Source organism: Arthrobacter sp. THG-b23, from assembly GCF_059091265.1.
In genome coordinates, this window is sequence record NZ_JBNHGM010000003.1 from 257,737 (window position 1) to 279,704 (window position 21,968).

The 21,968-nt window shown below is 68.3% G+C and carries 24 protein-coding genes and 1 pseudogene; 10 read left to right on the forward strand and 15 right to left on the reverse strand.

The genetic code is table 11. The features are described from left to right. Positions 1-415: 415 nt before the first annotated feature. The gene (locus tag AC5RVD_RS07985) at positions 416-916 is read left to right on the forward strand and encodes a hypothetical protein (RefSeq protein ID WP_494126609.1); all 501 of its coding nucleotides are present in this window, start codon (positions 416-418) and stop codon (positions 914-916) included. Beyond that, positions 913-1,425: a hypothetical protein gene (locus AC5RVD_RS07990; RefSeq protein ID WP_494126610.1), complete on the forward strand. Its 513-nt coding sequence runs from the start codon at positions 913-915 to the stop codon at positions 1,423-1,425. The genes AC5RVD_RS07985 and AC5RVD_RS07990 overlap by 4 nt, the downstream gene beginning before the upstream one ends. A gap of 28 nt (positions 1,426-1,453) precedes the next feature. On the opposite strand, the gene AC5RVD_RS07995 is transcribed toward AC5RVD_RS07990, so the two are convergent. Continuing rightward, positions 1,454-2,143, reverse strand: a complete 690-nt coding sequence (locus tag AC5RVD_RS07995; RefSeq protein WP_494126611.1) for a DUF2306 domain-containing protein — start codon at positions 2,141-2,143, stop codon at positions 1,454-1,456. 108 nt (positions 2,144-2,251) lie between these two features. On the opposite strand from AC5RVD_RS07995, the gene AC5RVD_RS08000 reads away from it, so the two are divergent. The 4 genes from AC5RVD_RS08000 (at position 2,252) to AC5RVD_RS08015 (ending at position 7,386) form a co-directional block, all read left to right on the forward strand. Next, on the forward strand, positions 2,252-2,947 hold the full coding sequence (locus AC5RVD_RS08000; RefSeq protein ID WP_494126612.1) for a TetR/AcrR family transcriptional regulator: 696 nt from the start codon (positions 2,252-2,254) through the stop codon (positions 2,945-2,947). 129 nt (positions 2,948-3,076) lie between these two features. Continuing rightward, the gene (locus AC5RVD_RS08005) at positions 3,077-4,810 is read left to right on the forward strand and encodes a serine hydrolase domain-containing protein (RefSeq protein ID WP_494126613.1); all 1,734 of its coding nucleotides are present in this window, start codon (positions 3,077-3,079) and stop codon (positions 4,808-4,810) included. 100 nt (positions 4,811-4,910) lie between these two features. Then, positions 4,911-5,852, forward strand: coding sequence for a DMT family transporter (locus tag AC5RVD_RS08010; protein ID WP_494126614.1), 942 nt, complete (start codon positions 4,911-4,913; stop codon positions 5,850-5,852). Between the two features lie 133 nt (positions 5,853-5,985). Further along, positions 5,986-7,386: a dihydrolipoyl dehydrogenase family protein gene (locus AC5RVD_RS08015; RefSeq protein ID WP_494126615.1), complete on the forward strand. Its 1,401-nt coding sequence runs from the start codon at positions 5,986-5,988 to the stop codon at positions 7,384-7,386. On the opposite strand, the gene AC5RVD_RS08020 is transcribed toward AC5RVD_RS08015, so the two are convergent. The 3 genes from AC5RVD_RS08020 to AC5RVD_RS08030 all read right to left on the reverse strand — a co-directional run bounded on the left by AC5RVD_RS08020 (position 7,383) and on the right by AC5RVD_RS08030 (position 8,797). Next, positions 7,383-7,607 (reverse strand): hypothetical protein, encoded by a 225-nt coding sequence (locus tag AC5RVD_RS08020; RefSeq protein WP_494023500.1) that lies wholly within the window; start codon positions 7,605-7,607, stop codon positions 7,383-7,385. The genes AC5RVD_RS08015 and AC5RVD_RS08020 overlap by 4 nt on opposite strands. Then, entirely contained in the window at positions 7,604-7,948 is a 345-nt protein-coding gene (locus tag AC5RVD_RS08025) for a hypothetical protein (RefSeq protein WP_494126616.1), read from the reverse strand. Before AC5RVD_RS08025 ends, AC5RVD_RS08020 begins: the two co-directional genes overlap by 4 nt. Positions 7,949-8,053: 105 nt before the next feature. Continuing rightward, positions 8,054-8,797, reverse strand: coding sequence for an ANTAR domain-containing protein (locus tag AC5RVD_RS08030; RefSeq protein ID WP_494126617.1), 744 nt, complete (start codon positions 8,795-8,797; stop codon positions 8,054-8,056). A 364-nt stretch (positions 8,798-9,161) separates the two neighbouring features. Here AC5RVD_RS08030 and AC5RVD_RS08035 point away from each other — a divergent pair. Then, positions 9,162-10,031, forward strand: a pseudogene (locus AC5RVD_RS08035) (serine/threonine-protein kinase); the annotation flags it as partial. Between the two features lie 4 nt (positions 10,032-10,035). Here the strand turns inward: AC5RVD_RS08035 and AC5RVD_RS08040 are convergent. After that, positions 10,036-10,479 carry a YkvA family protein gene (locus AC5RVD_RS08040; protein ID WP_494126618.1) on the reverse strand — a complete coding sequence of 148 codons (444 nt, stop codon included), beginning with the start codon at positions 10,477-10,479 and terminating at the stop codon, positions 10,036-10,038. 170 nt (positions 10,480-10,649) lie between these two features. Here AC5RVD_RS08040 and AC5RVD_RS08045 point away from each other — a divergent pair, with 170 nt between their 5' ends. Beyond that, the gene (locus AC5RVD_RS08045; RefSeq protein WP_494023495.1) at positions 10,650-11,042 is read left to right on the forward strand and encodes a VOC family protein; all 393 of its coding nucleotides are present in this window, start codon (positions 10,650-10,652) and stop codon (positions 11,040-11,042) included. On the opposite strand, the gene AC5RVD_RS08050 is transcribed toward AC5RVD_RS08045, so the two are convergent. Genes AC5RVD_RS08050 through AC5RVD_RS08080 form a run of 7 tightly spaced genes read right to left on the reverse strand, consistent with a single transcriptional unit; the run spans position 10,987 to position 17,130 of the window. Then, entirely contained in the window at positions 10,987-11,835 is an 849-nt protein-coding gene (locus tag AC5RVD_RS08050) for a glycosyltransferase (protein WP_494126619.1), read from the reverse strand. The two genes, AC5RVD_RS08045 and AC5RVD_RS08050, sit on opposite strands and share 56 nt — an antisense overlap. Beyond that, a complete protein-coding gene (locus tag AC5RVD_RS08055; RefSeq protein WP_494126620.1) occupies positions 11,832-12,689 on the reverse strand; it encodes a prenyltransferase in 858 nt (285 codons plus the stop codon). Before AC5RVD_RS08055 ends, AC5RVD_RS08050 begins: the two co-directional genes overlap by 4 nt. Continuing rightward, positions 12,686-13,045: a lycopene cyclase domain-containing protein gene (locus AC5RVD_RS08060; protein ID WP_494126621.1), complete on the reverse strand. Its 360-nt coding sequence runs from the start codon at positions 13,043-13,045 to the stop codon at positions 12,686-12,688. Before AC5RVD_RS08060 ends, AC5RVD_RS08055 begins: the two co-directional genes overlap by 4 nt. Beyond that, complete coding sequence (locus AC5RVD_RS08065; RefSeq protein ID WP_494126622.1) at positions 13,042-13,422, reverse strand: lycopene cyclase domain-containing protein; 381 nt, start codon at positions 13,420-13,422, stop codon at positions 13,042-13,044. The genes AC5RVD_RS08060 and AC5RVD_RS08065 overlap by 4 nt, the downstream gene beginning before the upstream one ends. After that, positions 13,419-15,149, reverse strand: coding sequence for a phytoene desaturase family protein (gene crtI / locus AC5RVD_RS08070; RefSeq protein ID WP_494126623.1), 1,731 nt, complete (start codon positions 15,147-15,149; stop codon positions 13,419-13,421). The genes AC5RVD_RS08065 and crtI overlap by 4 nt, the downstream gene beginning before the upstream one ends. Continuing rightward, positions 15,149-16,033 (reverse strand): phytoene/squalene synthase family protein, encoded by an 885-nt coding sequence (locus AC5RVD_RS08075; RefSeq protein ID WP_494126624.1) that lies wholly within the window; start codon positions 16,031-16,033, stop codon positions 15,149-15,151. The genes crtI and AC5RVD_RS08075 overlap by 1 nt, the downstream gene beginning before the upstream one ends. Before the next feature lie 5 nt (positions 16,034-16,038). Then, positions 16,039-17,130, reverse strand: coding sequence for a polyprenyl synthetase family protein (locus tag AC5RVD_RS08080; RefSeq protein WP_494126625.1), 1,092 nt, complete (start codon positions 17,128-17,130; stop codon positions 16,039-16,041). A gap of 297 nt (positions 17,131-17,427) precedes the next feature. Here AC5RVD_RS08080 and AC5RVD_RS08085 point away from each other — a divergent pair, with 297 nt between their 5' ends. Then, the gene (locus AC5RVD_RS08085) at positions 17,428-17,703 is read left to right on the forward strand and encodes a hypothetical protein (RefSeq protein ID WP_494023487.1); all 276 of its coding nucleotides are present in this window, start codon (positions 17,428-17,430) and stop codon (positions 17,701-17,703) included. Positions 17,704-17,782: 79 nt separating this feature from the next. Further along, positions 17,783-18,601 (forward strand): CPBP family intramembrane glutamic endopeptidase, encoded by an 819-nt coding sequence (locus AC5RVD_RS08090; RefSeq protein WP_494126626.1) that lies wholly within the window; start codon positions 17,783-17,785, stop codon positions 18,599-18,601. A 37-nt stretch (positions 18,602-18,638) separates the two neighbouring features. Here AC5RVD_RS08090 and AC5RVD_RS08095 read toward each other — a convergent pair whose 3' ends face one another. From AC5RVD_RS08095 to AC5RVD_RS08105, 3 genes are read right to left on the reverse strand one after another with little or no spacing between them, the layout of a single operon-like run. Then, complete coding sequence (locus AC5RVD_RS08095) at positions 18,639-19,439, reverse strand: glycosyltransferase family 2 protein (RefSeq protein ID WP_494126627.1); 801 nt, start codon at positions 19,437-19,439, stop codon at positions 18,639-18,641. 49 nt (positions 19,440-19,488) lie between these two features. Next, on the reverse strand, positions 19,489-20,928 hold the full coding sequence (locus AC5RVD_RS08100) for a PIG-L family deacetylase (RefSeq protein WP_494126628.1): 1,440 nt from the start codon (positions 20,926-20,928) through the stop codon (positions 19,489-19,491). Next, on the reverse strand, positions 20,922-21,956 hold the full coding sequence (locus AC5RVD_RS08105) for an acyl-CoA dehydrogenase family protein (RefSeq protein ID WP_494126629.1): 1,035 nt from the start codon (positions 21,954-21,956) through the stop codon (positions 20,922-20,924). Before AC5RVD_RS08105 ends, AC5RVD_RS08100 begins: the two co-directional genes overlap by 7 nt. Positions 21,957-21,968 lie beyond the last annotated feature (12 nt).

Consider the following 21,968-nt stretch of genomic DNA (forward strand, 5'->3'; position numbering starts at 1 on the left):
TGCCCGCGCTGCAGCCACGAAGCCTGGCCAGTTGTCCACGGCATGTGGATACCTTCCGATGATGGTCCGGAGCCCAAGGTAATAAGGGCCGGTTGCGTCATCGAGCCGGGCAGCGCAGATTGGCAGTGTATGGATGACCACTGCGGATACGAATGGTGTGTTTGGGAACCTTGCTTGGAAGAATGAGTCCCTGCTCCCAGACCTGAGCAAGTATTCGAAGAGGGAATTGAGTAGAAATCGTCACAGGCTAATGTGATCATTTCTCTAGGGTTCCTGTGCTGAGGCGAAGGCGCAGAACCGACTGCACACCGCACATGGACATCGGATGGTTTTCATAGGGTTCCGGTACGTGGTTCTCATCCGAAGCGGTAGTTACTGAGTTGGGGGAAAATCAATGGCTCGGAGCCCACGAGAGGTGAACAACTACGTCGACATCCGGCAGCGGCTTGATTCGGTGGTAGGGGCAATCGACCGAACTGCAGCCAAACTCAGTCCTGCGGTTGAGAGCGCGATCAAAACCGAAAGACACTACGCCTCTATCGCGGCCGGTTATGAGAAGTGCTTGAAGCAGTTGCGGGCTGCAGACACCACTGATCCCCGTGTCCTAGGACTCATTGAGACCGGAGAGAGGATGTTCCGGACCGCTGAACGGACTCGGGACTATTGGCGCGAACGGCGCCAACGAGAAGAAGAACGCCGAGACAAGCTCAAAGGCGTGCGGAACGAGCTGATCCATGCACGAGACCGTCTCGACGTTGCCCAGAAGCTCGCGGATGGCCATGCCCATCTGGCGTCACTCGCTGCACTGGGCGACCCACCTATGGCGATCCACAACACAGAACTACCTGAGTTCCGGGAAGCCCTGCGGCTGGCGCGCGAAGCGGAGGCCCTCGCCGAATTGAAGGAGTGGCGATGAAGAAAGCCAGCAACGGCGCGCCAGACCCAGTTGTTACCGCAACTGTAGAGGTCCCGGTAGCTATCGGATCGTGCGGAGGCTGTCTGCTCGGATCCGCTGTGCTGATTTCACTCCTATGGGTAATTGTTGCGCTGGTAACCGGAAGTGGCGTGGACGTCTCCCTGTTTGTGTTCATCCTCGTGCTGTTTTCCTGGGTACCTCTGCGTCTTGCCGCGCGACGCAAGTCCGTTCGCCGGATCGAAGAGGCGGTCAATGGTGCCCTCGCTCAGGACTTGCACACGCACTTGCGGATCACTCGGAAAGAGGCACACCGGCTGCACGACCTCGCGGGCACGGAGATCCAGGAAGGCAACCAAACCTATAAGTTCGTGCCGAAGCAACCGAAACCGGGAAGCACACACAGTCAGTCCTCCTCCAGCGGTCATGCCGTGACCATCACCGCCATGCACGGCGACCTCGGCCTATCGTCGTACGAGGATATGGTCAGCGCAGTGCTGAGATCGCAGTGACCACCTGCTAGATATGTCCACGAACCCGTCACGATTCCGGAGCCAGGGACCTTCGGGCGCGGCGGCGGATGAAGTACTCGGCGACGGCAAGGTTGAGCAGCCAGGCCGCCCCCATGAGCACTGCACGGCTCAGTTCGTTGGTCGGGCCGACCAGGAGGATCCAAGGGATGGTCACCAGGGCTTGCGTTCCGGCGGCGATTCCGATCGCATAGCCGCGGGCCATCCAGGCACCGTGGGCGGCGAAGTTGCGCCGCTTGATCGCGAGGATGCCCAGGATGATGCTCGCCGTCATGGCCGTGCCGAACACCAGTCGAAGGACGAGCAGGATGACGCCGTCGTCGGGCGGGAGGTCATAGAAGACGGACATCCAGAGGCCGGAGAGGGCAGCGAGCAGGCCGGCCGGGATGAGGACAACCCCGGCGATGCGGTGCCAGCTGCGCCGGCTCCGCTTGCCGCGGCGCAGCGAGGGCACAAACTGGAAGGCCCCGACCAGGCTGTAGACGATGGCCGCGGGGATGTGGATCAGCACGGGAACGGGCGAGTCGAAGAACCGCTCGTTGGCAGGCGTCACCGGCGCTCCCCCGGTCAGCTCGGCCACGCGTATGGATCCGAAGATGACCGGGATAAGGCTGACAAAGATCAAGCCGGCAGGTATGAGCCAGCGGCCGCGGGGCCGGCGCCCGGAGGCCTCGGTGACGGCGATGGTTTCTGCAGCCATTGTTGATTCCCCCAAGTCTTGGGTGTACGGCGTACACCTCGTGATCTAAAGCTAGGTGTACGTTGTACACTTGTCAAGAGATATCTGCCGTCAGAAAGGGTGGTCCTGATGGCTCAGCAGGTGGAGTCCGCACGCCGCACCCCGCTGAACAGGGAGCGGGTGTTGAGCGCCGCCGTCGTTCTTGCCGACGAAGCCGGCGTGGACGCGCTGAGCATGCGCAAGCTGGCCCAGGAACTGGGCGTGGTGCCGATGGCCCTCTACAAGCACGTCGCCAACAAGGAAGAACTGCTCGACGGCATGGTTGACGTCATCGTCGGCGAGATCGAGACGCGGCCCGGCGGGACGGACTGGCGGAACGCCGTCCGTGAGCGGGTGTTGTCCGCCCGGGAGGTCCTGCTGCGCCACCCGTGGGCCCGCCAGGTGCTCGAGTCGCGCACCAACAAGACGCCGGTTGTCCTGGAGTACATGGACTCGGTGATCGGCATGTTCCGGGCCGGTGGATTCTCGGTCGATCTCACCCACCACGTGATGCACGCCCTGGGCAGCCGCATGTGGGGTTTTACCCAGGAGTTGTTCGACGATTCCCAAAGCGCGCCCGCGGACGTTCCGCCGGAGATGCTGCGCGTGATGGCCGAGCGGTATCCGCATATCGCCGAAATCGCCATGGCGGGCGCCCACGACGAGGGGTCCGTGGTGGGCCAGGGCTGCGACGACCAGTTCGAGTTCGAGTTCGCGCTGGACCTCCTCCTCGACGGTTTCGAGAAGCTTCACCAGCAGGGATGGACGTCGGCCCGGCGGTCCTGAGGCCCGCGGTCTGAGCGAGGGGTCCTCCTCGCCCGGCCTCGTGGGAGCCACGAGTTTTGTCGGTCCATTGTGCTCTCAGGCGCCAGCCTCTACGGTGAATGAACCGCAGTCCGAACCGCAGGAGCGGGCATGGGCAACAACCGCGAACGGATGGGGCGGACGCCGTTGCAGCTTCGGACCGCCTTCACCCTCGCCTGTGCGGCTGCTTGCCTCCTCGCCGTCGGCACCTGCCCGGCAGCCTTGGGAACCTGGCCTGCGGCGCCTGCGGACGGCGTCGCGGCAGCCGCCGCGACAGCGGCACCTGCGCCCCCGGTCCCGGGCCGCGGCGCGCCCGACCCGGCCTTCGCGGCGGTTGATGCCTACTTGCAAGACCAGATTGATGCCCTCGGGATTCCGGGAGTCTCCCTCGCCATCATCAGAGACGGCGGACTAGTGCACCAGGCGGCGTTCGGCAGCGCCGATGACTCGGGGCGCCCCATGACCGCCCAGACGCCGGTTCTTCTGGCGTCGACCAGCAAATCCCTGACCGCCATCGCCGTGATGCAGCAGGTGGAGGCCGGCCTGCTGGAGCTGGACGAACCCGTGCGGACCTACCTGCCGTGGTTCAGCATGCGTGACCACCGCGCGGCGGCCATCACAGTCCGCCACCTGCTCCATCAGACCAGCGGGCTGTCCACGGCAGACGGCTCGGCTTACGCAGCATCGGATACCCAGGATCCTGCAGCGCTGGAACAGGGCGTGCGGGATCTGTCCGACGCCAGCCTGGCCAACCCGCCGGGGGCAACGTTCGCCTACTCCGATGCCAACTACAACGTCCTCGGCCTCCTGGTGCAGACCGTTTCCGGCCAGCCCTTCGGGGACTACATGCAGGACCAGGTGTTCACACCGCTCGACATGGCCAACAGCCACACCACGCGGGCAGCCGCGCGCGCGGATAACCTGGCGTCGGGCTACTCACTGTGGTTCGGCACCTGGTGGCGACAGACGGACGTGCCGGCCGCGGTAACGGGGATGCCCTCGACCGTCATGTACTCATCGGCCCAGGATCTCGGCCACGAGTTGATCGCCCTGCTGCACGGCGGCGCCTACCTGGACCGCCAAATCCTCCGGCCGGAAAGCGTTGGGACGCTGCTGACGCCCCGGGTCCGTGTGGACGAGTCCAAAAGGTATGCCATGGCATGGTTTGCGCGCCCCCTGCTGGAATCCACACCCCCGGACGCCCCGCCCGGAGGGGACGGCGACCTGCCGTTGCTGCTGGAACATCAAGGCGAATGGGGCAACACGCACACCTATCAGGCCATGGTTCCGTCCTCCGGGCTGGGCCTTGCCCTGCTGATCAACGGGAACGACACGTCCGCGCCGTCCCGGCTGCAGGCGCTGGACAGCAATGTCCTGCGGATTCTCCACGGACAGCCTCCCGAACCCCTAGACGCAGACGAGGACTGGCTGCAGCAGTACGGCTGGGCCGTCGCCCTGGCGCTGCTGCTCGCCGAGCTGGCGAGCCTGGCGCTGGCGCTCCACGTCCTGGCGCGGAAACGCATCGGCCCGCGCCGCGGCGGCCCTGCCACCACAGCCGGAGCCAGCTCCGCAGGCACGCGCGGAAACGACCCGGTCGGCATGGCCCGGTACCGTGGAGTGATTGTGCTCTGGGCCGCCGGGGCCCTGGCCCTCGACGCGTTCCTCGTCTGGTTGGGATTCGTTTACGCACCCGCCCGGTTCGAAACCTACCTGGCCGTCATCATCCGCCAGCTTCCCGACGTCGGTGCCGCCCTTGTACCGGCACTGACGCTGGCCATCGTCTGCTCCCTCCCCCGGACGGTTTGGCTGCTGTCCCGGCTCCGGACGCCCCGGCACGCCGCTTGACTAACCCAAGACCCCCGGACGCCACCAGGCTGCGGCCCGGCGCAGTGTTTAGCACGTAGGGTGTGTGGGACAAGCGCCGGAAACCGACCCAAGGAGGAGAATGCGCGCCTACTTCCTCCTCCTGCTGGTGGTCATCTTCTATGCCGGCAATATCCTGACCGGCAAAGCGCTCAGCGACCTGCCGCCTTTGACCATCGCGTTCTTCCGGGTCTTCATTGCCTTCCTGGTGCTGCTCCCGCTGGGATACCGCAGCGCCTGGCAGTCCCGTCGACTGTTCCTCCAGCACCGCAAACCGCTGCTGCTGCTGACGCTCACAGGAGTCGCCCTCTTTAATACGCTGATCTACACCGCCCTCCAATTCACCTCGGCCACCAACGTTTCCGTGCTGGAGGCATCGGTTCCGGCAGCAACAGTGGCCCTGAGCTTCTGGCTGCTGCGCGAACGGCTCAGGGCGGTCCAGTGGTTCGGCGTCGTGCTCTCCATGTGCGGGGCGCTGTGGGTGGTGACCAACGGGCAGCTGATGAGCCTCGCAGACCTGTCCTGGAACATCGGCGATGCCATCATGGCAGCGGCCGCGGTGTCCTGGGCGGTGTATTCGGTCGCGGTGAAAAAGTATCTGCATCTGTTCCCGTCCTACGGGGCGGTCCTGGTCATGACCGGACTGTCGGTCATGATCCTGCTGCCCGTCATGGCGGCGGAGTGGCTGATCGTGGGAGTCCCCCAGATCGGCGGAGGCCACTGGTCCGGCCTGGTGTACCTCGGCGTCTTTCCGTCGGTGATTGCCCTGATGCTGTACAACCGGGCCGTTGCCGTCCTCGGGGCGTCCCAGACGTCCGTGTTCCTGAACTTCGTGCCGGTCTTCACCATGCTCGGTGCGTATCTGCTGCTGAACGAGAGCATCAGCGGCATGCAGCTGCTCGGCGCGGCCCTGGTGATGTGCGGCGTGTTCTTCACCACCCGGGACAAGACAACCGCCGGGCGCAAAGACTCGCGGCACACCCTCGAACCTCGCAAAGATTCGGCGCCGGAGGAGATCCCGTAAGGCCGCCTCAGGGCGGGAACGCTCGACGCCGGTCGGCGTAGGGTGGCCATAAGGCGGCACGATGCGCCGCGGGCGACGGCGTGCCCGGTGAATAGCGCATGGGCCGTGCAAGCAACCCGAGGGAAGGATGGATATGGAACCCGAGGATTTCGACCTGCTGGTGATCGGCGGCGGGAAGGCCGGCAAGTCGCTGGCGATGGACCTGGCCAAGTCCGGCCAGAAGGTGGCGATGGTGGAGCGGGCGATGGTCGGCGGCACCTGCATCAACGTGGCGTGCATTCCCACCAAGACCCTCATCCAGTCCGGGCGGGTGCTGGACACCGTGCGCCGGGCGGCCGAGTTCGGCGTGGCGGGCGCGGAGGAGCCACGGATGGACCTCGAGCTGCTGCGCCACCGCAAGGAGGACGTGGTGGACACCATGGTCGCCGGGCAGCAGAAGCTGTTCACGGGGTCGGGCATGGACTTTATCCTGGGCGAGGCAAAGTTCGTGGCCGAGAAAACCGTGGAAGTCGCGCTGAACGACGGCGGCACCCGCCTCCTGCGCGGCACCGACGTCGTTCTCAATTTGGGCACCGAGCCGGCCCTGCCCAACATCGACGGCCTGGCCGAATCCAGGGTGCAGACCAGCAACACCCTGCTGCATTTGGAGCAGCTGCCGGCGAGCATGGTGATCCTGGGCGGCGGCTACATCGGCTGCGAGTTCGCCGACCTGCTGAACACCATCGGCGTGCAGGTTACGGTTATCCAGCGCGCCGGGCAGCTGCTGCCGCGGGAGGACGCCGACGTGGCCGAGCTGGTGGCCGGGAACTTCACCGACGCCGGGATCACACTGAAGCTCGAGGCGTCCGCGGAGAAGATCGAGCGCGCCGCCGACGGTCGCGTGACCGTGACCCTGTCCACCGGTGAGACCGTCACCGCGGACGACGTACTGGTGGCGCTGGGACGCCGGCCGATGACGGACGGGATGGGGCTGGAAAAGGTTGGCGTAGAGCTGACGGACAAGGGCTTCGTTCAAGTGGACAAGCAGCTGCGCACCACGGCCGACGGCGTCTGGGCCGCCGGCGACGCGGCCGGCTCGCCGCAGTTCACGCACGCTTCCTACGACGACTACCGGATCCTGAAAATCAACCTGGCCGCCGCCCGGGGCGAGGGCGAGCCCCGGTCCACCGAGGGACGGCTGATCCCCTACACCGTCTTTACGACGCCGGAGCTCGCCAGGGTGGGGATGACGGAGGCACAGGCCCGGGACGCCGGCCATAATGTGCGGATCGCCAGGATGCCCGTGAGCGCGATCCCCCGCGCTAGGACCCTCGGTCAGCTGGACGGCGAATGGAAGGCCGTGCTCGACCGGAAGACCGGCAAGATCCTGGGTGCCGCGCTGCTGGGAACTGGGGCCAGCGAGGCAATCGCGGTGCTGCAGATGGCGATGATCGGCGGAATGGACTTCACCGCGGTGCGCGACGCCATCATCACGCACCCCACCGTCTCCGAGGGGCTGAACCTGCTGTTCACACCTGCGTGGCTGGAGGACTAAGCGCCAAGGCGGCTTCGCTTGTCACCGTCTTCCACAGCTTCGTCCCGGACTTCGAGCTCCGCGGTGAGCACGTAGTACTGGACGAACGCATCCCGCGTCGGGTGTTCGCAGTCCAGTTGCTCGAAGCATTGGTTGCTAAGCGTCAGCAGCTGGTCCACGGAAAGGACCGACAGGTCACGGGGGAACGGCGAGGGCCCGGACGTTGGCGTCATGCTGTTCATGCCGCCCCCTGGAATCGGGCCCGGCCTACGGGCAGGGCGGGGCACTCCGGCAGATCCGCCGGGACGGCGATCGCCAACGTGCCGGTGAAGGGCGCAGCCTGCGTCGCATTAACTGCTTCTCCGGCGCTGAAGCGTTCGAGCATCTCCAGGCCGCGGCGCTCAATGTGCTGCGCGTCGGACAGGTCGACCGTGACCCCCATTCCGTGGGCCAGGCGATCCATGCGTTGGACAAGAGGTAGAAGGGCTGTGCAGCTGTCGGCGGTCAGGCATCCGCCCACCTCGATGACCGCTGAGACACGGTCGATATCAAGCCTGACAAGCACACGCAGTTTGTGAACCAATGATCGGCGCTCCATATGAGTGGATCGATGGCCAACTGCTTAACCGGACCCAACGGTACAAGAACATCACGTGCTGCTCAAGGGCTTGGGCGATGCGGATGCCGACTATTTGTCGAAGTGGGTTTCGGCCGAGGGGGCTCCGGTAGAGGCTACGATGTCGGACGCCAGATCACGGAGTTTGATGTTGCGGGTATTGGAGGCGGACTTCAACATCGCGAACGCCTCGTCCTGGCTGCAGCGGCTTTGGCCCATGATGATCCCGACGGCCACGGCAATGGTCGTCCGGGATTCCAACGCCGCTTTCAGGTCCGCTTCGGTCTCCCGGTGGCGGGCCAGCCGGACGGCCAGGGACAGTGCCTGGGAGGCCTGGTGCGCGTACTGCTCGGCGGCCTTGAGGGCGTCCGCGTCGAACCTCCGCGGCTGATCGGAGTAGAGGTTCAGCCCGGCGCTGTCCCCGGTTTCGAGCGGGATCGGCACGGCCAGGATGGACCGGATCCCTTGGGCCAAAATGTCCTTGGTGTACGCAGGCCAACTGGTCTCGACCTGCAGTTCGGCGATATGGACAACCGTGTGCTCACGGGCTGCGCGCAGGCAGGGTCCGTCCGAATAGGCGTACTGGATTTCGTCCATCTTCTGCGCACGATCGCTGCTGCTGGCGACCGTGCCGGCCTTCTTATGGCGCAGCAGCGTGATACCGCTCAGGAGCTCCTCGCCGGGCCGGGAAAGGTTGTGCACCGCCAATCGAGCCACTGCGTTCAGGAACGCCTCGATGTCCGCACTGTCGGCAGCCAGTCCGTGAAGAAAATCCTTGACCGTCGTCTCGGAATCATCATAAATTTCGCGTGCCATGATGCCCTCCACTGATGCTCCGGCGTACGCTCCACGCTACACCTCGTGAGGTGGGTCACAGCTAGGGCTTCAGGATTTGGCTGCTGCTCGGGACGGCCGCCGGCGGACTCAGCTTCGCCGGAGCCTCGGGCCTTGCTCGGAGCGGCCGCCGGCACCGGGCCGGCACCGGGCAGGCCTTTCCCGCCGCCTGCCGATAACGATTCGGACTACCGATCGCTTGAGGCAACTTTCTGGCGTCCGGCACCCTTACGATGCTAAGTATGCTGTCAAAAGGACAGCCGGAAAGCAGGAGACGTTGACGAGTACGCCTCATTCAGATCCGTCCGGCATGCACTTGGGCGGACGGTAACGGCTCAAGGAACTTGTCGGCACCGGCGCGAGCGCGCGGGTGTATCGGGCGGAGGATGAAGTCTTGGGACGCGAGGTGGCCGTCAAGGTCATCCAGCGGCCCTCGATGAACGAGGAAGAGTTCCACCGCGATGACGCGGAAATCAAGCTCTTGGCGCGGCTGACCCACCCCAACCTGGTGATCCTGCTGGACGCGGGCATCGACCGGGTGGAAGCGGGACACCCGCAGATCTACCTCGTCATGGAGCTGATCGAGGGCGCGGACCTGCGGACGCGACTGGCCGAGGGGCCGCTGCCGCCGCGCCACGTGGCCCAGGTCGGCCACGAGTTGGCCGAGGGAATCTCCTACATCCACAGCAACTCCGTGGTCCACCGGGACATCAAGCCCGGCAACATCATGCTGTTCAATTACGACGACGACGCGTCCCGCCTCCGGGCGAAACTCACCGACTTCGGCGTCGCCGTCGTGATTTCCGAAGATGCCCGCGAGGACGGCATCTATGGAACCGCCGCCTACCTGAGCTCGGAGCAGGCCAAGGGCGAGCCGGCCGGCCCGGCCAGCGACATCTACTCACTGGGCCTGGTGCTGCTGGAGTGCCTGACCGGCAAGCCCGCCTTTCCCGGTCCGCCGCTGGAGGCGGCGGTTGCCCGGCTGCTGCGCGACCCGGTGATTCCCGCCGAGTTGGGGCCCGACTGGGTTCTGCTGCTGGGCGCCATGACGGCTGCCGATCCGGCGGACCGCCCCACCGGACGGGAGGCGGCGTTGGCGCTGGAGGAGATGGAGCTTTCACTCAGGGGCAGGCGCCGGCTGTGGGGCAGGCGCAGGCTGGACGCCCCCTTCGTTCCAAACCACGAACCGCAGCGCCTGGAAGCTGTGGCGCGCTAGGGGTTCACGGCGCCGTTTTGGCCGGCCCGGAGCCCGTCGCCGGAAGCCCGGCCAAGCGTTCGATCACGCGAAGTCCTGCCGGGGTACCGGGCCAGTGCCGGCGCAGCGCCTCCGGGCCGGCGTTCCGGATCAGCAGCCGCAGGCCCCAGGCCACGACCAGGACGTCGTCGGCATAACCGATGACGGGCAGGAAATCGGGCACCAGGTCGAGGGGGCTGGCCAGGTAGGCCAGCAGCAACACGAGCAGAATCCGGGTCCGGGCCGGTACCGCGCGGTCCCCCGCCAACCGGCGCAGCAGGCGCAACAGATCCGGCAGCAGGCGCAGGGCGTCGCGCATTCCCACGGTCTCCGGATGCTGGCGGGCGTACCACCACAGGCTGGCCAGCAGCACCCCGTAGACCAGGACGAGGCCACCCGCCACACCAACCAGGAGGTCAACCCAGTCCATTTCTGCTCCGTTCCCGGCACGGCCGCGCCGTCGTACTTTGCCTTGGCCGCGCTACGGCAACTGTAGGGCAGACAGGGACGTCGATGTGCGGTAGCGTCCAACCATCACAGCGGTCCGGGCGTCTGGGGCGGCTTCGGCAATCCTTCGGAGGGAGACTCATGCTGCGGGGAATGAGTACGGTCAGCTACTACACCCCCGACCTGCCGGCGGCGGTCGAGTGGTACTCCGACCTGCTGGGCAAGAAGCCCTACTTTGAGCAGCCGGGGTATGCGGAGTTCCGGGTCGGCGACTACGAGCATGAACTGGGGCTGATCGACACCATGCACGCTCCGCCGGGACACGCCATCGACCCGGGCGGCGCGATCCTCTACTGGCATGTGGACGATGTGAGGGCCGTGCGGCAGCGCCTGCTGGAGAAGGGCGCAAAAGAATTAGAGCCCGTCACGGAACGCGGGCACGGATTTGTCACGGCCTCGGTCGTGGATCCGTTCGGCAACGTGCTCGGCATCATGCAGAACCCGCACTATCTGGAGATGCTGCACTCCTCCGCTCCGGAGGCCTGAAGCCTAGGCGCTGCAGCCACCGCTGCCCGGGTGGCTGGACCGCCCAGTTCACCGTCAGGGTGGTGAAAGCCCACCGGAAGCGCTTGGTGAACGCGGCCCTGCCGGCGAAGATCCGCCCGGCGGCACCGACGCTCAGCCGCCGGTCAAACCGGATGCGCGCCCACGGCGCCAGTTGGAAGCTGAGGTCCAGGTCGTCGTGGATGTCCGGCCGGTCGCGGTGGATGCCTGCCTTGGCCCGTTCCCAGGCAGTCCGTCGCATGGCGAAGTTCGATCCCCATACCGGCAGGGCCGCCATCGCCAGGCAGGCGCCGAACCGATAGCTGGAGCCATAGGCGGCGGAGGCGAGCCGGGCCACCGGCCGCGGCAGGTCGTAGAACACGCCCGGCCCGCTCAGCGCGTCGAGGCCGGGATCGGCGTCGAAGGCGGCACCGATCCGTGCCAGCCAGTCGGCGGGAGGACGGGTGTCGGCGTCGCAGCGGACGATGACACCGGCGGTGGCGGCAGCGAAGCCCGCGGTAGCGGCGTCGTAGCCCGCAGCCGATGCGGCCGGGATGCCGGGGCGTGGTTCGACGACGACGCGCGCCCCGGCGGCCCGTGCAACGTGGGCCGAGGAATCGGTGCAGTTGTTGTCCACGACGACGACCTCGAAGGCGGGACGGGTTTGCCGCCCCAGCAGCGCGAGGCACTCCGCGAGCGCCGCGGCGTCGTCGAGCACCGGGATCACCACGGTCATGATGGTTCGATGGCGCCCCTCGGAACGGTCCGCCGCGGCGCCGTCGTCCCGCGGTCTCACCGGACTCCCGCGTACCAGATCAGCAGCATGGTGACCAGGAAACCGACCACATAGTTCAGCCACAGGAACCGTTTCCACCCCGCGTTCGCGGCGGCCGAGCCGGCGTCGTCAATCCGCGCGAACCGCAACACGTTGGCCAGGTACGGCAGGGCCAGAAGCCCGGCCAGCGGGCCCGGCCAATCGGTGGCCAGCATCAGCAGTCCGGCCGCGGCATAGGCGGCGGCGGAGACCAGCACGGTACGGCGGGCACCCAGCACCGTGCCGATCGACCCGAGCCCGGCCTCGCGGTCCGGGACCACATCCTGCACCGCGCCGAAGGCATGGCTGGCCACGCCCCAGAGGAAGTACGCGGCCAGCAGGGCCCACAGCCCCGGGGTGAAGCCGGCGCCGGCCAGGACCAGCCCGTAGACCGCGGGCGAGACGAAGTGCATGCTGGAGGTCAACGAGTCCAAAAACGGCCGTTCCTTGAACCGCAGCCCCGGCGCACTGTACGCGTAGACCGCGGCCAGCGAGACCAGCAGCACCAGGTTGGACGCCACGCTGCCGGCTACCGCCAGGACCGCGATGAACGGCACCGTGGCCACGGCGCTGGCCTGCAGGATCGCGCGGTGACGCGCCTTGTCCACCACCGCGCCCTCGGCCCCGCCCTTGCGCGGGTTGAGCAGGTCCGATTCGTAGTCGAAGACGTCGTTGATGCCGTACATCGCCAGGTTGTACGGGACCAGGAAGAAGACGGTGCCCACCAGCAGCAGCCAGTCGATGCCGCCGGAGGCCAGCAGGTATCCGGCGGCGAAGGGGTAGGCGGTGTTAACCCAGGACACCGGCCGGGAGGTGATGACCAGTTCGCGGATCACGGCGACTCCCCTCCCCCGTCGGCCCGGCCTGACCTTTCATCGGCACGACGGCGGCGATCCCCTCCGGCGAGCATCAGCCACACCGCGGGCAGCAGCAGCGCCGCGCCCAGCGAATAGGCAAAGTCCTCGATCGGCGCCAGGCCGATCCGGAGTCCGGCCAGCGCGTGTCCGCCGTAGTCGAACAGCCCGGACGCGATCATGACGTTGTCGAACACGGCGGTAAGCACCCACAGCGCCGCGACGGACAGGCCGGCCGCCGCCGCAGCCCCGCGGGGCACCCGCCTGGCGAGGACCGCGGCCAAGGCCGCCACACCTGCGACACCGAGGAAGATTCCATTCAGCTCCAGGAAACTCACGCCGGACCACCGCCCGCCGAGGGGCCGTCGTCGTGGCTGACCAACTGCGCTCCGGCCGGACGGGCACCCCGCCGGTGCCGGCCCCAGGCCAGCAGCCCGGTGAACAGGATCATGGTTTGGTAGCAGAGGAAGGCCAGGAAGAAGGCCTCCTCCAGCGGCAACTCCGGCCCCAGCATGATGCCGGTCATCAGCGGCGAGTCGCGGTGCACAAAGATTCCCAGCGCGATCGCCCAGACGTCCCAGGCCAGGAAGTAGGCCAGCCCGGTGGCCAGGGTGACGGCGGCCGCGACCGGCCGGGCGAAGAAGAACAGCCGGTAGCGCGCGTCCAGCAGGGCCATGCAGCCCAGCAGCGCCACCAGCACGGCCAGGTAGATCATGCGGTCCTCCTCGCAGCATCCGGCGTCGGCGCATGGCCGGCCGTCGGGTTCGGTTCCGGCCCCAACGACGGCGCCTGGCCGGGCGCAGGAAGGTCCGGTTCCGGCAGTGCCCCGGGCGTCCCGATCCCCTGCACGGCCTTGAGCACCAGCTCGGCACTGATCAGGCACATGGGCACGCCGATGCCCGGCCGGACCGAGCTGCCGGCGTAGTGCAGCCCGTCCACCCGGCGGCTCCGGTTGCCCGGGCGCAGGAAGGCGCTCTGCCGCAGGGTATGCGCCAAACCCAGCGCGCTGCCGCGCCAGGCGTTGAAACCGTCCGCGAAGTCCGCCGGGCCGTAGGTGCGGCGGACGGCGATCCGGCCGCGCAGGTCAGCCGCGCCCGTCCAGGCGGCCAGCTGGTCGATGGCCGCATCCGCGACCGCTTCCACGACGGCCGCCCCGGAACCGTCGTCCCCGCCCGAGCCCCAGGCCGGCGCCGGAGGTGCGGGAACCAGGATGAACAGGTTCTCGTCCCCGGCCGGCGCCACGCCGGCGTCGGTGGCGCTGGGTTTGCAGACGTAGATGGAGGTCTCCCGTGCCAACGCCCGCCCGGAGCGGATTCGGCTGAAGTTCTCCCTCCAGTCCCGGGTGAAGAGCAGGTTGTGGTGCGCCAGCTGGGGCAGCGCCCCGCGCACGCCCAGGCAGACCAGCACGGCGCTGGGTCCCGGGTCGCGGCGGCGCCACACCCGTTCCGGGTGGCTGCGCACGCGCGCCGGCAGCAGCGCGGTCTCCACGTGGTGCAGGTCCGCCGCAGCGACGACGACGCCCGCCGTCGTGCGGTGTTCCGCGCCGTCAGCATTCGACCAGAGCACCGCCTCGCAGCGGGGCTTGGCGCCGGACTGCCCGGTGACGATCCGCCGGGCGGTGGCGCGGGTTTCGATCCGGACGCCGGCCTCCCGCGCCAGCCGCTCCATCGCGTCGACCAAGGCGGCGAACCCGCCCATCGGGTAGTACACGCCGTCGTGCAGGTCCAAGTAACTCATCAGGTGGTACATCGCCGGCGCACGGTACGGGCTGGTTCCCAGGAATACCGCCGGGTACCCCAGCACCTGGTGCAGCCGCGGGTCCGTGAACCGTTCGCGGACGTAGGAGTCCAGGCTCCAGCCCAGCAGCTTGGCCAGCCGGGGTGCCCGGCGCAGCACCTGCGGGTGGGCCAGGTTGCGCAGGCTGGCGAAGTCGTCGTACAGGAAGTGCTCCTTGGCCAGCCGGTACGTTTCCGCCGCCTCGTCGAGGTAGCGGTGCAAGGCCGGCCCGGACCCCGGCTGCAGGCCTTCGAAGAGTCCCGCCACGTTTTCGCGGCCCGAGCGCACTTCCGTGGCCGCCGGATACCCCTCGAACCAGATGCGGTAGCCGGGGTCCAGCCTCACCAGCTCCAGCTGGTCCGCGGCGCTCGTGCCCATCAGCTTGAACCAGTGGTCGATCACCTCCGGCATCAGGTACCAGGACGGGCCGGTGTCGAAGCGGAAGCCGTCGCGCTCGTGCCGTCCCGCCCGGCCGCCCAGCCCGGAGCGTTGCTCCAGCAGGGTGACGCGGTGCCCGGCCCGGGCCAGCAGCCCGGCCGCGGCCAGTCCCGAGACCCCGCCACCGATGACCACCACCGGCTGGCCTGCGGAGCCGCCGGCCTGCGGACCGGTTCCCGCTGCCCGTCGGCGAGGGGACAGCCCGTGCTTGAACGACGCCGGGCCCATCAGGCGGCGCTCCTTCCCCGCAGCCGCTGGCGGGCAAGGATCCGCAGGGCGATCGCCGCCTTCTGCGGCGTGCCGACACGCACCCGGCGGGAGAGCAGCTCGTCCGCCGGTATCCGCTCCAGCCGGTCCACCAGCGCGCTGAACAAGGCATGGGCCAGTGCGACGGCGGTGCAGGCGCCGGGCGGGAGCAGCCCGATGCCCCGCTGTGCGGCCGCAAGATCCGCGCGGATGTCGGCCACCAGCGCTAGCTTCCGTTCCTCGTTTAACGCCTCGGCGCCGGACTGCGGGAAGTAGCTGCGGCCCAGTTCGGCCCGGTCGGCGGCGAGGTCGCGCAGGAAGTTGACCTTCTGGAAGGCGGAGCCGAGCCGGCGGGCGGCGACGGTGAGCTCGTCGTCCCGGCCGGGCACCGCGCCGGGCATCGTTTGGAACACCCGCAGGCACATCAACCCCACCACTTCGGCGGAGCCGTAGATGTAGTCCACCAGCGAATCGGCGGTGTGTTCGGCCACCGTGATGTCCGCGCGCATCGAGGCGAAAAACGGCCGGGTCAGATCGACGCCGATGCCGCACGCGCGGGCCGTCCCCGCGAACGCGTGCACCACCATGTTGGTGCTGTAACCGGTCAGCAGCGCGGTTTCGGTCTCGTGTTCCAGCCGGTCCAGCTGGTCGCGCACGGCCACGGCGTCGAGCCCCGCCGCCGCAGCCGCACCGTCCACCGCTTCGTCGGCCACCCGGACCAGCGCGTAGATGTTGGCGATGTGCCGGCGCTCCTCCGGCCCGAGCAGCCGGCACGCCAGGCCGAAGGACGTGGAATAGCGGGCAATCACGACGCCGGCACTCCGGCCGGCGGCGTCGGTATAGCGGAGCAGCGGGTTCGGTTCCATGGCCGCTAGTTCCCCCTCGTCAACACGTGGTTGCAGACCCGTGCCAGTTCGCTCCACGCCCCGGCGTCCAGCGGCAGGCTGCGGGACTCCTCGAGCGCTTCGTCAACCAGGCTGCGGGCCAGCCCCATTGCCTGCGTGTCGGCCCCGCAGTCCTTGAGCGCCGCGCGGACCTCGCCGACCCCCGCCGCGCCGCGCCGAAACGCAGCCAGCAGGCCGTCGAACCCATCCGACTCTGCCGCATACGCGGTCAGCACGGTGCGTTTACCCTCGCGCAGGTCGGATTCGGCAGACTTGCCCGTGGCACCGGGCTCCCCGAAGGTCCCCAGAACGTCGTCCACGATCTGGTAGGCCAGGCCGATGCGGCGACCCACCGCGGCGAGCGCTTCGGCCGGCTGCTCGCCGGCGCCGGCCAGCAGCGCCCCGGCTTTCAGCGGCGCCTCGAACGAGTAGGCCGCCGTCTTCAAACTCTCCATGCCGAGGACGTCACCCAGGCGCGGGCTCTCCGTCGAGGCGGACAGCAGGACATCGTCGAGTTCGCCCGCCGCGGAGGCAAAGACGGCATCGTGGACCGTATCCATCAGGACGTCGGCGCAGGGCAGCCCCGCGCCGGAGCTGCCGGCCATCCGCAGGGCACCGGTCAGCAGGAGGTCGCCGGCAATGATCGACGCCGAGTGGCCCAGATGTTCGGCTTCGGGGCGGGACAACCCCTGGTCCACGGCGTCGTCCCGGTAACGGGCTCCGATGGTCGGCAGGCCGCGGCGGAGGAAGTCCCTGTCAATGACGTCGTCGTGCACCACCAGCGCCGTGTGCAGCAGCTCGAACGCCGCCGCCAGCCGGGCACAGCGGCGCGGATCCTCGCCGCCGAAGGATCTATAGGCGAGGTGCACCATCCTGGGCCGCATCCGCTTGCCGCCACCCAGCGCGGCATCAATGCGGTCCCACAGCACGGGGAAGGAACGCGAGAGCGTGCCGGCCCGGGCGCGATTCCCTGCCGCGAAACGCTGAAGTTCCGATTCGACGAGGGGACCGAGGCGCTGCCAGTCACAGGAGTCCGACGCTGCCCCGGCGCCCGCGCGGCTTTCGGCGTTCAGAGTCATGACTGGCCTTCTCCCCAAGGTGGGGACGCGATGGCTGCCCCCGTCAGTTCTGCAATTCGTTGTTCCATAGTGTGCGTCACTCCGCCCCAGTACGCGACCATTGCCACCGGTTGGAGGGCCCGGATCCCCAAGTAGCCGGTCGTTTTGGCGGGCCCGGCGCCGATGTCGCCCAAAGGCTTGCCAGCGGCTGTCCCATCATGGAAAGTGGTAAGCACACTTAGCATCGTTGGGGTATATCGTCCGGACCCCGGCGCCATGTGAGGCCGGTTAAGGCTTCCTCGCGAAAAGGAAAAAACCATGACACCGACACCGCAACAACCTGTCACCGACGACAGCATCAAGGTCCGCCAGCTCAGCCACTACCAGTTCACCTGGGTAGCCGGCGAGCCAGGCGCCCCGGGCACTTGGACCCTGCAACTGGTCCTCGACCAGGGCGCGTGGGAAGAAGTGCTGACGCTGGATGCCGACGACGCCGACAACCTCCAGGACCTCCTCTCCACCGCGGAGACCGTGTACTACGACATAAAACGCCGCACGCTGATGTTCGGCACCACCAGGGCCGGCCACCACTAGCCGGCGCTGGAGTGGAACCAACCGGGCGCTAAGCCGTCAACGGTTTCCGCGCGGGCGGCTGTGCTGCCATGCTGGTTGCGTGACAACAATCTCGACCGAACCACCCCGGACCGCGCTGAGCTGGAAACTGGTGCCGGCGGTGTTCCTCTCGGCGTCAGGCGTGTTGCTGTTTGCCGTCGAGAATGGCCCCCTTGGCTACAGCCTGCTCGCGCTGAGCGTGGCCACGGCGGCGTTGGTCGACCGGGAGTTTGTGCGGCACCTCGCGCTGATCGCGGCGGGAATGCTGATCATCAGCCTGGTCCCGCTGAACGCCGACCTGAGCATCGGGCACATGGCCCTGATGGGTGGCGCCCTCGCATTGGCCGTCCTGGTGCCGTGGCTGGTGTCGAGGTTTGTTTACCGCGAGAAGATCATCAGGTTCCCGGTCAACACCGGCCGTAAATGGCCGTTGTCTGCCAAGCTGTACCTCATCGGCGTCGTGGCGCTCGGCTATTTCATCCTGCCGGTGTACTTGGTCAGCACGGGCGTCTACCAAAACTGGCCGGATGCCTCCGACCCCACGATCTTCTGGCGGCTCTTTCTCGGCGTGAATGCCGTTGGCATCTGGGACGAACTGTTCTTCATCTGCACCACCTTCACGCTGCTGCGCCGGCACTTTCCCGACTGGCTGGCCAACATCCTGCAGGCCGTCGTGTTCTCGTCCTTCCTGTGGGAAATCGGATATCAGGCGTGGGGACCGCTACTGACCTTCCCGTTCGCGCTGCTGCAGGGCTACACCTTCAAGCTGACAAAGTCGTTCACCTACGTCGTATCCGTGCACCTGATCTTCGACTTCGTACTGTTCCTGGCGCTGGTCCACGCGCACAACCGCGACTGGCTGCCGATCTTCTTGTACTGACCCCGCTGGCGCTGACGGAAAATCCTCGCCCGCCCTGTCAGTTGGCGCCCCGGTCGGGCTGTGCCGGGCCGTCCGTCTGCCGCAGGCGGGCCAGGTAGCCGGCGAAACCGGACGGCGTCCGGCCGCGCAGCCTCCCGGAGGTCACCACCTGCAGTTGGTCCGAGGGCAGTACGGCCCCGCCGGCGGAGCGAATAGCTTCCACCAGCCGGACGTCCTCGTGCTCGGCCACGGCCGCGAACCCGCCGGCGGCCAGGTAGCTGGACGCCCGCACGCCCAGATTGGCGCCGTGCACCCGGGTGTGCGCTGCCTGCCCGGAGTACCGTGTCCGCCACGCACGCAGCAGCGCAGGCGCGATGCTGGCCGGTTCGGGTTCCACCGTTCCGGTGACCGCATCTGCCCCGGTCTCGGCCAAGGCGGCGAAGGCGGTCAGCCAATGGGCCGGCACCACGGTGTCCGCATCGGTGCAGGCGACCCAGATGTCCTCCCCCGCCGCGGCGTCCTGCCGGTCTGCCCGCTGCAGTGCGGCGTCGACGCCTGCCGACCGGGCGGCGCCGACCGAGCCGAACTCCCCTGACACCACGGCCACCCGCGGATCCAGCTCGGAAATGCTTCGGACAATCTCCGCCGACGCGTCGGTGCAGCGGTCCAGCACGACGGTCAGTGCTACGCCGCACCGGGGCCGCTCCGCTTGGAGCACGTCCATGGCGCGCCGCACCCGCTGCAGGCACCTGCCCAGCAGCTGTGCCTCGTTGTGTACTGGAATGACGACGGCGATGTGCCGCACCGGGAGCACCGCCACTGCTCCGCGGGTTGCCGCGGCGACGGCCGGGGTGCTCATGCACGGACTCCGGGCGCCTGCGGGACCACCGCCGCGACGGCCGAGACGCTCATGGGCTGCCTCCGGGAGCTTGCAGGACCTCCAACAGGAAATCGCGTTCCCGGTGCACCACCACTGCCTCCCAACCGGTGGCTTCACGGGCGATGCCGTGGACCGACTCGGCGTCCAGCTCCCAGCCCTCGATGGCGTGCAGCCAGTGGCAGAGCAGCAGATGGCCGCCGGGGTGCAGCGCCCGGCGGATCCGCTGCAGCAGGTCCAGGAGTTCCGCGCGGGTCATGAAGTAGCCGACCTCGGATACCACCACCAGGTCCAGGCCTCCAGCTGTTTGCTCCGGCCAATCCAGCGGCAGGGCGGCGCGGACCAGCTCTACATGATCCGCTGCCGCCAGCCGGGCACTGGCTTTGGCCAAGGCAACCTCGCTGGCGTCCACCGCGATCAGGTGGTCGCAGCGGCCGGCCAGCTCGGCCGTCAGCACTCCGATGGAGCAGCCGGCCTCCAGTGCGCGGGCGTAGCGCTGACGCGGAAGCGCGGCCAGCGTCGCGGCTCGCTTGCGCCGTTCGTACCAGCTGGTTTCGTAGTCCCACGGGTCGGGTTTGCTGCGGTAGAGCCGGTCGAAGATCCCGGCTGCATCGCTGGCGCCGGCAAGTTTTGCCGCACCCGGGGGTGGGGCCGTCCGCGCGGGTTCCGGCGCCTGAGCCGGTGTCCAGGCGAAAACTTCGGCTTCGCGGGCGAAGTGCTGCTGGAAGGCAGCGCTGAGCAGCGCCTCGTCGCCGGGCGCGTCGGACAACGGCCGGATTTGCGACTCATGGAGGGCCAACGCCTGCTTCTTGGCCGCGAGTCCTTCGCTGGCCAAAGCCAGCGTCCGCCAGCTCCGCCACCGGGTGTCCGCTTCCGGCACAGCCCAGTGCCAGTACCAAATGGGGAACTCCAACAGGGCGGCGCCGTGCGAGGCGGCGGCCTCGGCAGCCGCGTCTCCGGCGGCCGCATGGTCGGGGTGTCCGTCCTCGCGGTACGGCGCGGCCACCAGTGTCCGCCGTTCCCCGGCCAACGCCTCCGCCAACCCCTCGGCCAGCCCCTTCCTGTTTTCGGCGAGCCGGCCGTCCGGTATGGCCAGATACCTCCACGCCAGCGTTCCCGCCTCCCCGGCCCCCGCCGAACCGGATGCCGCTGCCTCCAACGACGCCATGGCTGCCCGGAACTCCTCCAGCCGGGTGGGGGCCAAGATTGCGGGCGTAACCGTGGCCGATTCGGGGTGGGAGGCTTCGCCGGCGGTGCAGAGCAGCACGGTGACATCCGCCCCGCGGGCCAGCGAGGCGTGGATCAGCCCGGCGGCTCCCAGGGACTCGTCGTCGGGATGCGCCGCAACCACCACCAGACGTTCGCCCCGCCCCGGAAGCACGTTTGGGGTCAAGGCCGGCAACCGTTCGACGCCCGCGGCCAGCCAGCTGCTTGCGGCGGTGCCGTCCTCGGAGTGGGAGAAGGTCACCATGCGAACTCCGGCTGGTCCAGGACCATGCCCCCGAGTGCTGCGTCGTCGCGGGCGGCATGGTGTTGGCGCAGGTAGACGGTCAGGTCCGCCACGCGGCGGGCATGGTCCTCGTCCCGGGCCAGCGGCGCCGGTCCCATCGCCTGGCCGCAGATCTCCAGCATCCGCGAACAGAGCCCTGCGATCTGCCCGCGCACGCGGTGCGCCAGCACCGCCCCTGCCAAACCGTCATCCACGTCACGGGCCGCGGCGGCCAGCACATGGGCGCCGCCGGCCAGCAGCCGGTCCGCCTCTCCCAGCCACGCCAACGCCAACTGGTCGGGGGTCCGGGCGGACGCCGCCGCCACCAGCGTGCGGAACAGTCCCACCGCGCCGCCAAACCAGCAGGCGGCCACGCCGATGCCGCCCCAGGCAAAGCCCGGCCGGTCCAGGTACCAGTCGGTTCCGCCCACCGGGACGGCCGGTGTCTGTTCGAAGGTCACCGGGCCGCTCGGCACCTCGCGCAGGCCGCGGCTGGCCCAGCCTGCCGCCTCCACGGTCACGGTGTGCTGGCGCAGGTCCACCGCATAAGCACGCCGTCCACCCGGCACGTGTGCGGTGACAATGGCAAAATCCAATTCTGCCGCCAGGGAGCACCACGGCTTGGTCCCCGACAGGAGCCAGGCACCGCCGTCGTTCTTCGGTGAAGCATCCACGCGGGCGCCAGCCGATTCCGCCGCAAAGACACCCCACGCCGTCCCGGCGGGCGGCTCCAGGCCTGCCTGCCTGAGGATCGCAGCTGCGTCCAGATGGGGCTCCACGGCGCGCACGGCGGTCAGGTCCTCGGCCGCGAGGGCGGCAAGGAACTCCCACAGGGCCCGGGTACCGCCGGTCCCGGGCAGCGGCGGCGGACCGTCGGCCCCGCGCAGGATGTCCAGCAGTGGCAGCGGGTTGCCTCCACAGGTTCGGGCAGCTGCCAACAAGGGCCCGGCGGCGCCCCAGTCGAGCTGGAGCTGCCGCCGGACCCTGAAGGCGCCGTTGAGTTGTTCCACAGCGTGGTGCTA

Bases quoted from the DNA above. Each gene is read 5' to 3' on its own strand.
- AC5RVD_RS08030 (WP_494126617.1), bottom strand. From the start codon at position 8,797: ATGGCACGCGAAATTTATGATGATTCCGAGACGACGGTCAAGGATTTT.
- AC5RVD_RS07995 (WP_494126611.1), bottom strand. From the start codon at position 2,143: ATGGCTGCAGAAACCATCGCCGTCACCGAGGCCTCCGGGCGCCGGCCC.
- AC5RVD_RS08100 (WP_494126628.1), bottom strand. From the start codon at position 20,928: ATGGTGACCTTCTCCCACTCCGAGGACGGCACCGCCGCAAGCAGCTGG.
- AC5RVD_RS08065 (WP_494126622.1), bottom strand. From the start codon at position 13,422: ATGATCTACCTGGCCGTGCTGGTGGCGCTGCTGGGCTGCATGGCCCTG.
- AC5RVD_RS08080 (WP_494126625.1), bottom strand. From the start codon at position 17,130: ATGACTCTGAACGCCGAAAGCCGCGCGGGCGCCGGGGCAGCGTCGGAC.
- AC5RVD_RS08040 (WP_494126618.1), bottom strand. From the start codon at position 10,479: ATGGACTGGGTTGACCTCCTGGTTGGTGTGGCGGGTGGCCTCGTCCTG.
- AC5RVD_RS08000 (WP_494126612.1), top strand. From the start codon at position 2,252: ATGGCTCAGCAGGTGGAGTCCGCACGCCGCACCCCGCTGAACAGGGAG.
- AC5RVD_RS08020 (WP_494023500.1), bottom strand. From the start codon at position 7,607: ATGAACAGCATGACGCCAACGTCCGGGCCCTCGCCGTTCCCCCGTGAC.
- AC5RVD_RS08010 (WP_494126614.1), top strand. From the start codon at position 4,911: ATGCGCGCCTACTTCCTCCTCCTGCTGGTGGTCATCTTCTATGCCGGC.
- AC5RVD_RS08075 (WP_494126624.1), bottom strand. From the start codon at position 16,033: ATGGAACCGAACCCGCTGCTCCGCTATACCGACGCCGCCGGCCGGAGT.
- AC5RVD_RS08015 (WP_494126615.1), top strand. From the start codon at position 5,986: ATGGAACCCGAGGATTTCGACCTGCTGGTGATCGGCGGCGGGAAGGCC.
- AC5RVD_RS08005 (WP_494126613.1), top strand. From the start codon at position 3,077: ATGGGCAACAACCGCGAACGGATGGGGCGGACGCCGTTGCAGCTTCGG.
- AC5RVD_RS08045 (WP_494023495.1), top strand. From the start codon at position 10,650: ATGAGTACGGTCAGCTACTACACCCCCGACCTGCCGGCGGCGGTCGAG.
- AC5RVD_RS08095 (WP_494126627.1), bottom strand. From the start codon at position 19,439: ATGAGCACCCCGGCCGTCGCCGCGGCAACCCGCGGAGCAGTGGCGGTG.
- AC5RVD_RS08085 (WP_494023487.1), top strand. From the start codon at position 17,428: ATGACACCGACACCGCAACAACCTGTCACCGACGACAGCATCAAGGTC.
- crtI (WP_494126623.1), bottom strand. From the start codon at position 15,149: ATGGGCCCGGCGTCGTTCAAGCACGGGCTGTCCCCTCGCCGACGGGCA.
- AC5RVD_RS07990 (WP_494126610.1), top strand. From the start codon at position 913: ATGAAGAAAGCCAGCAACGGCGCGCCAGACCCAGTTGTTACCGCAACT.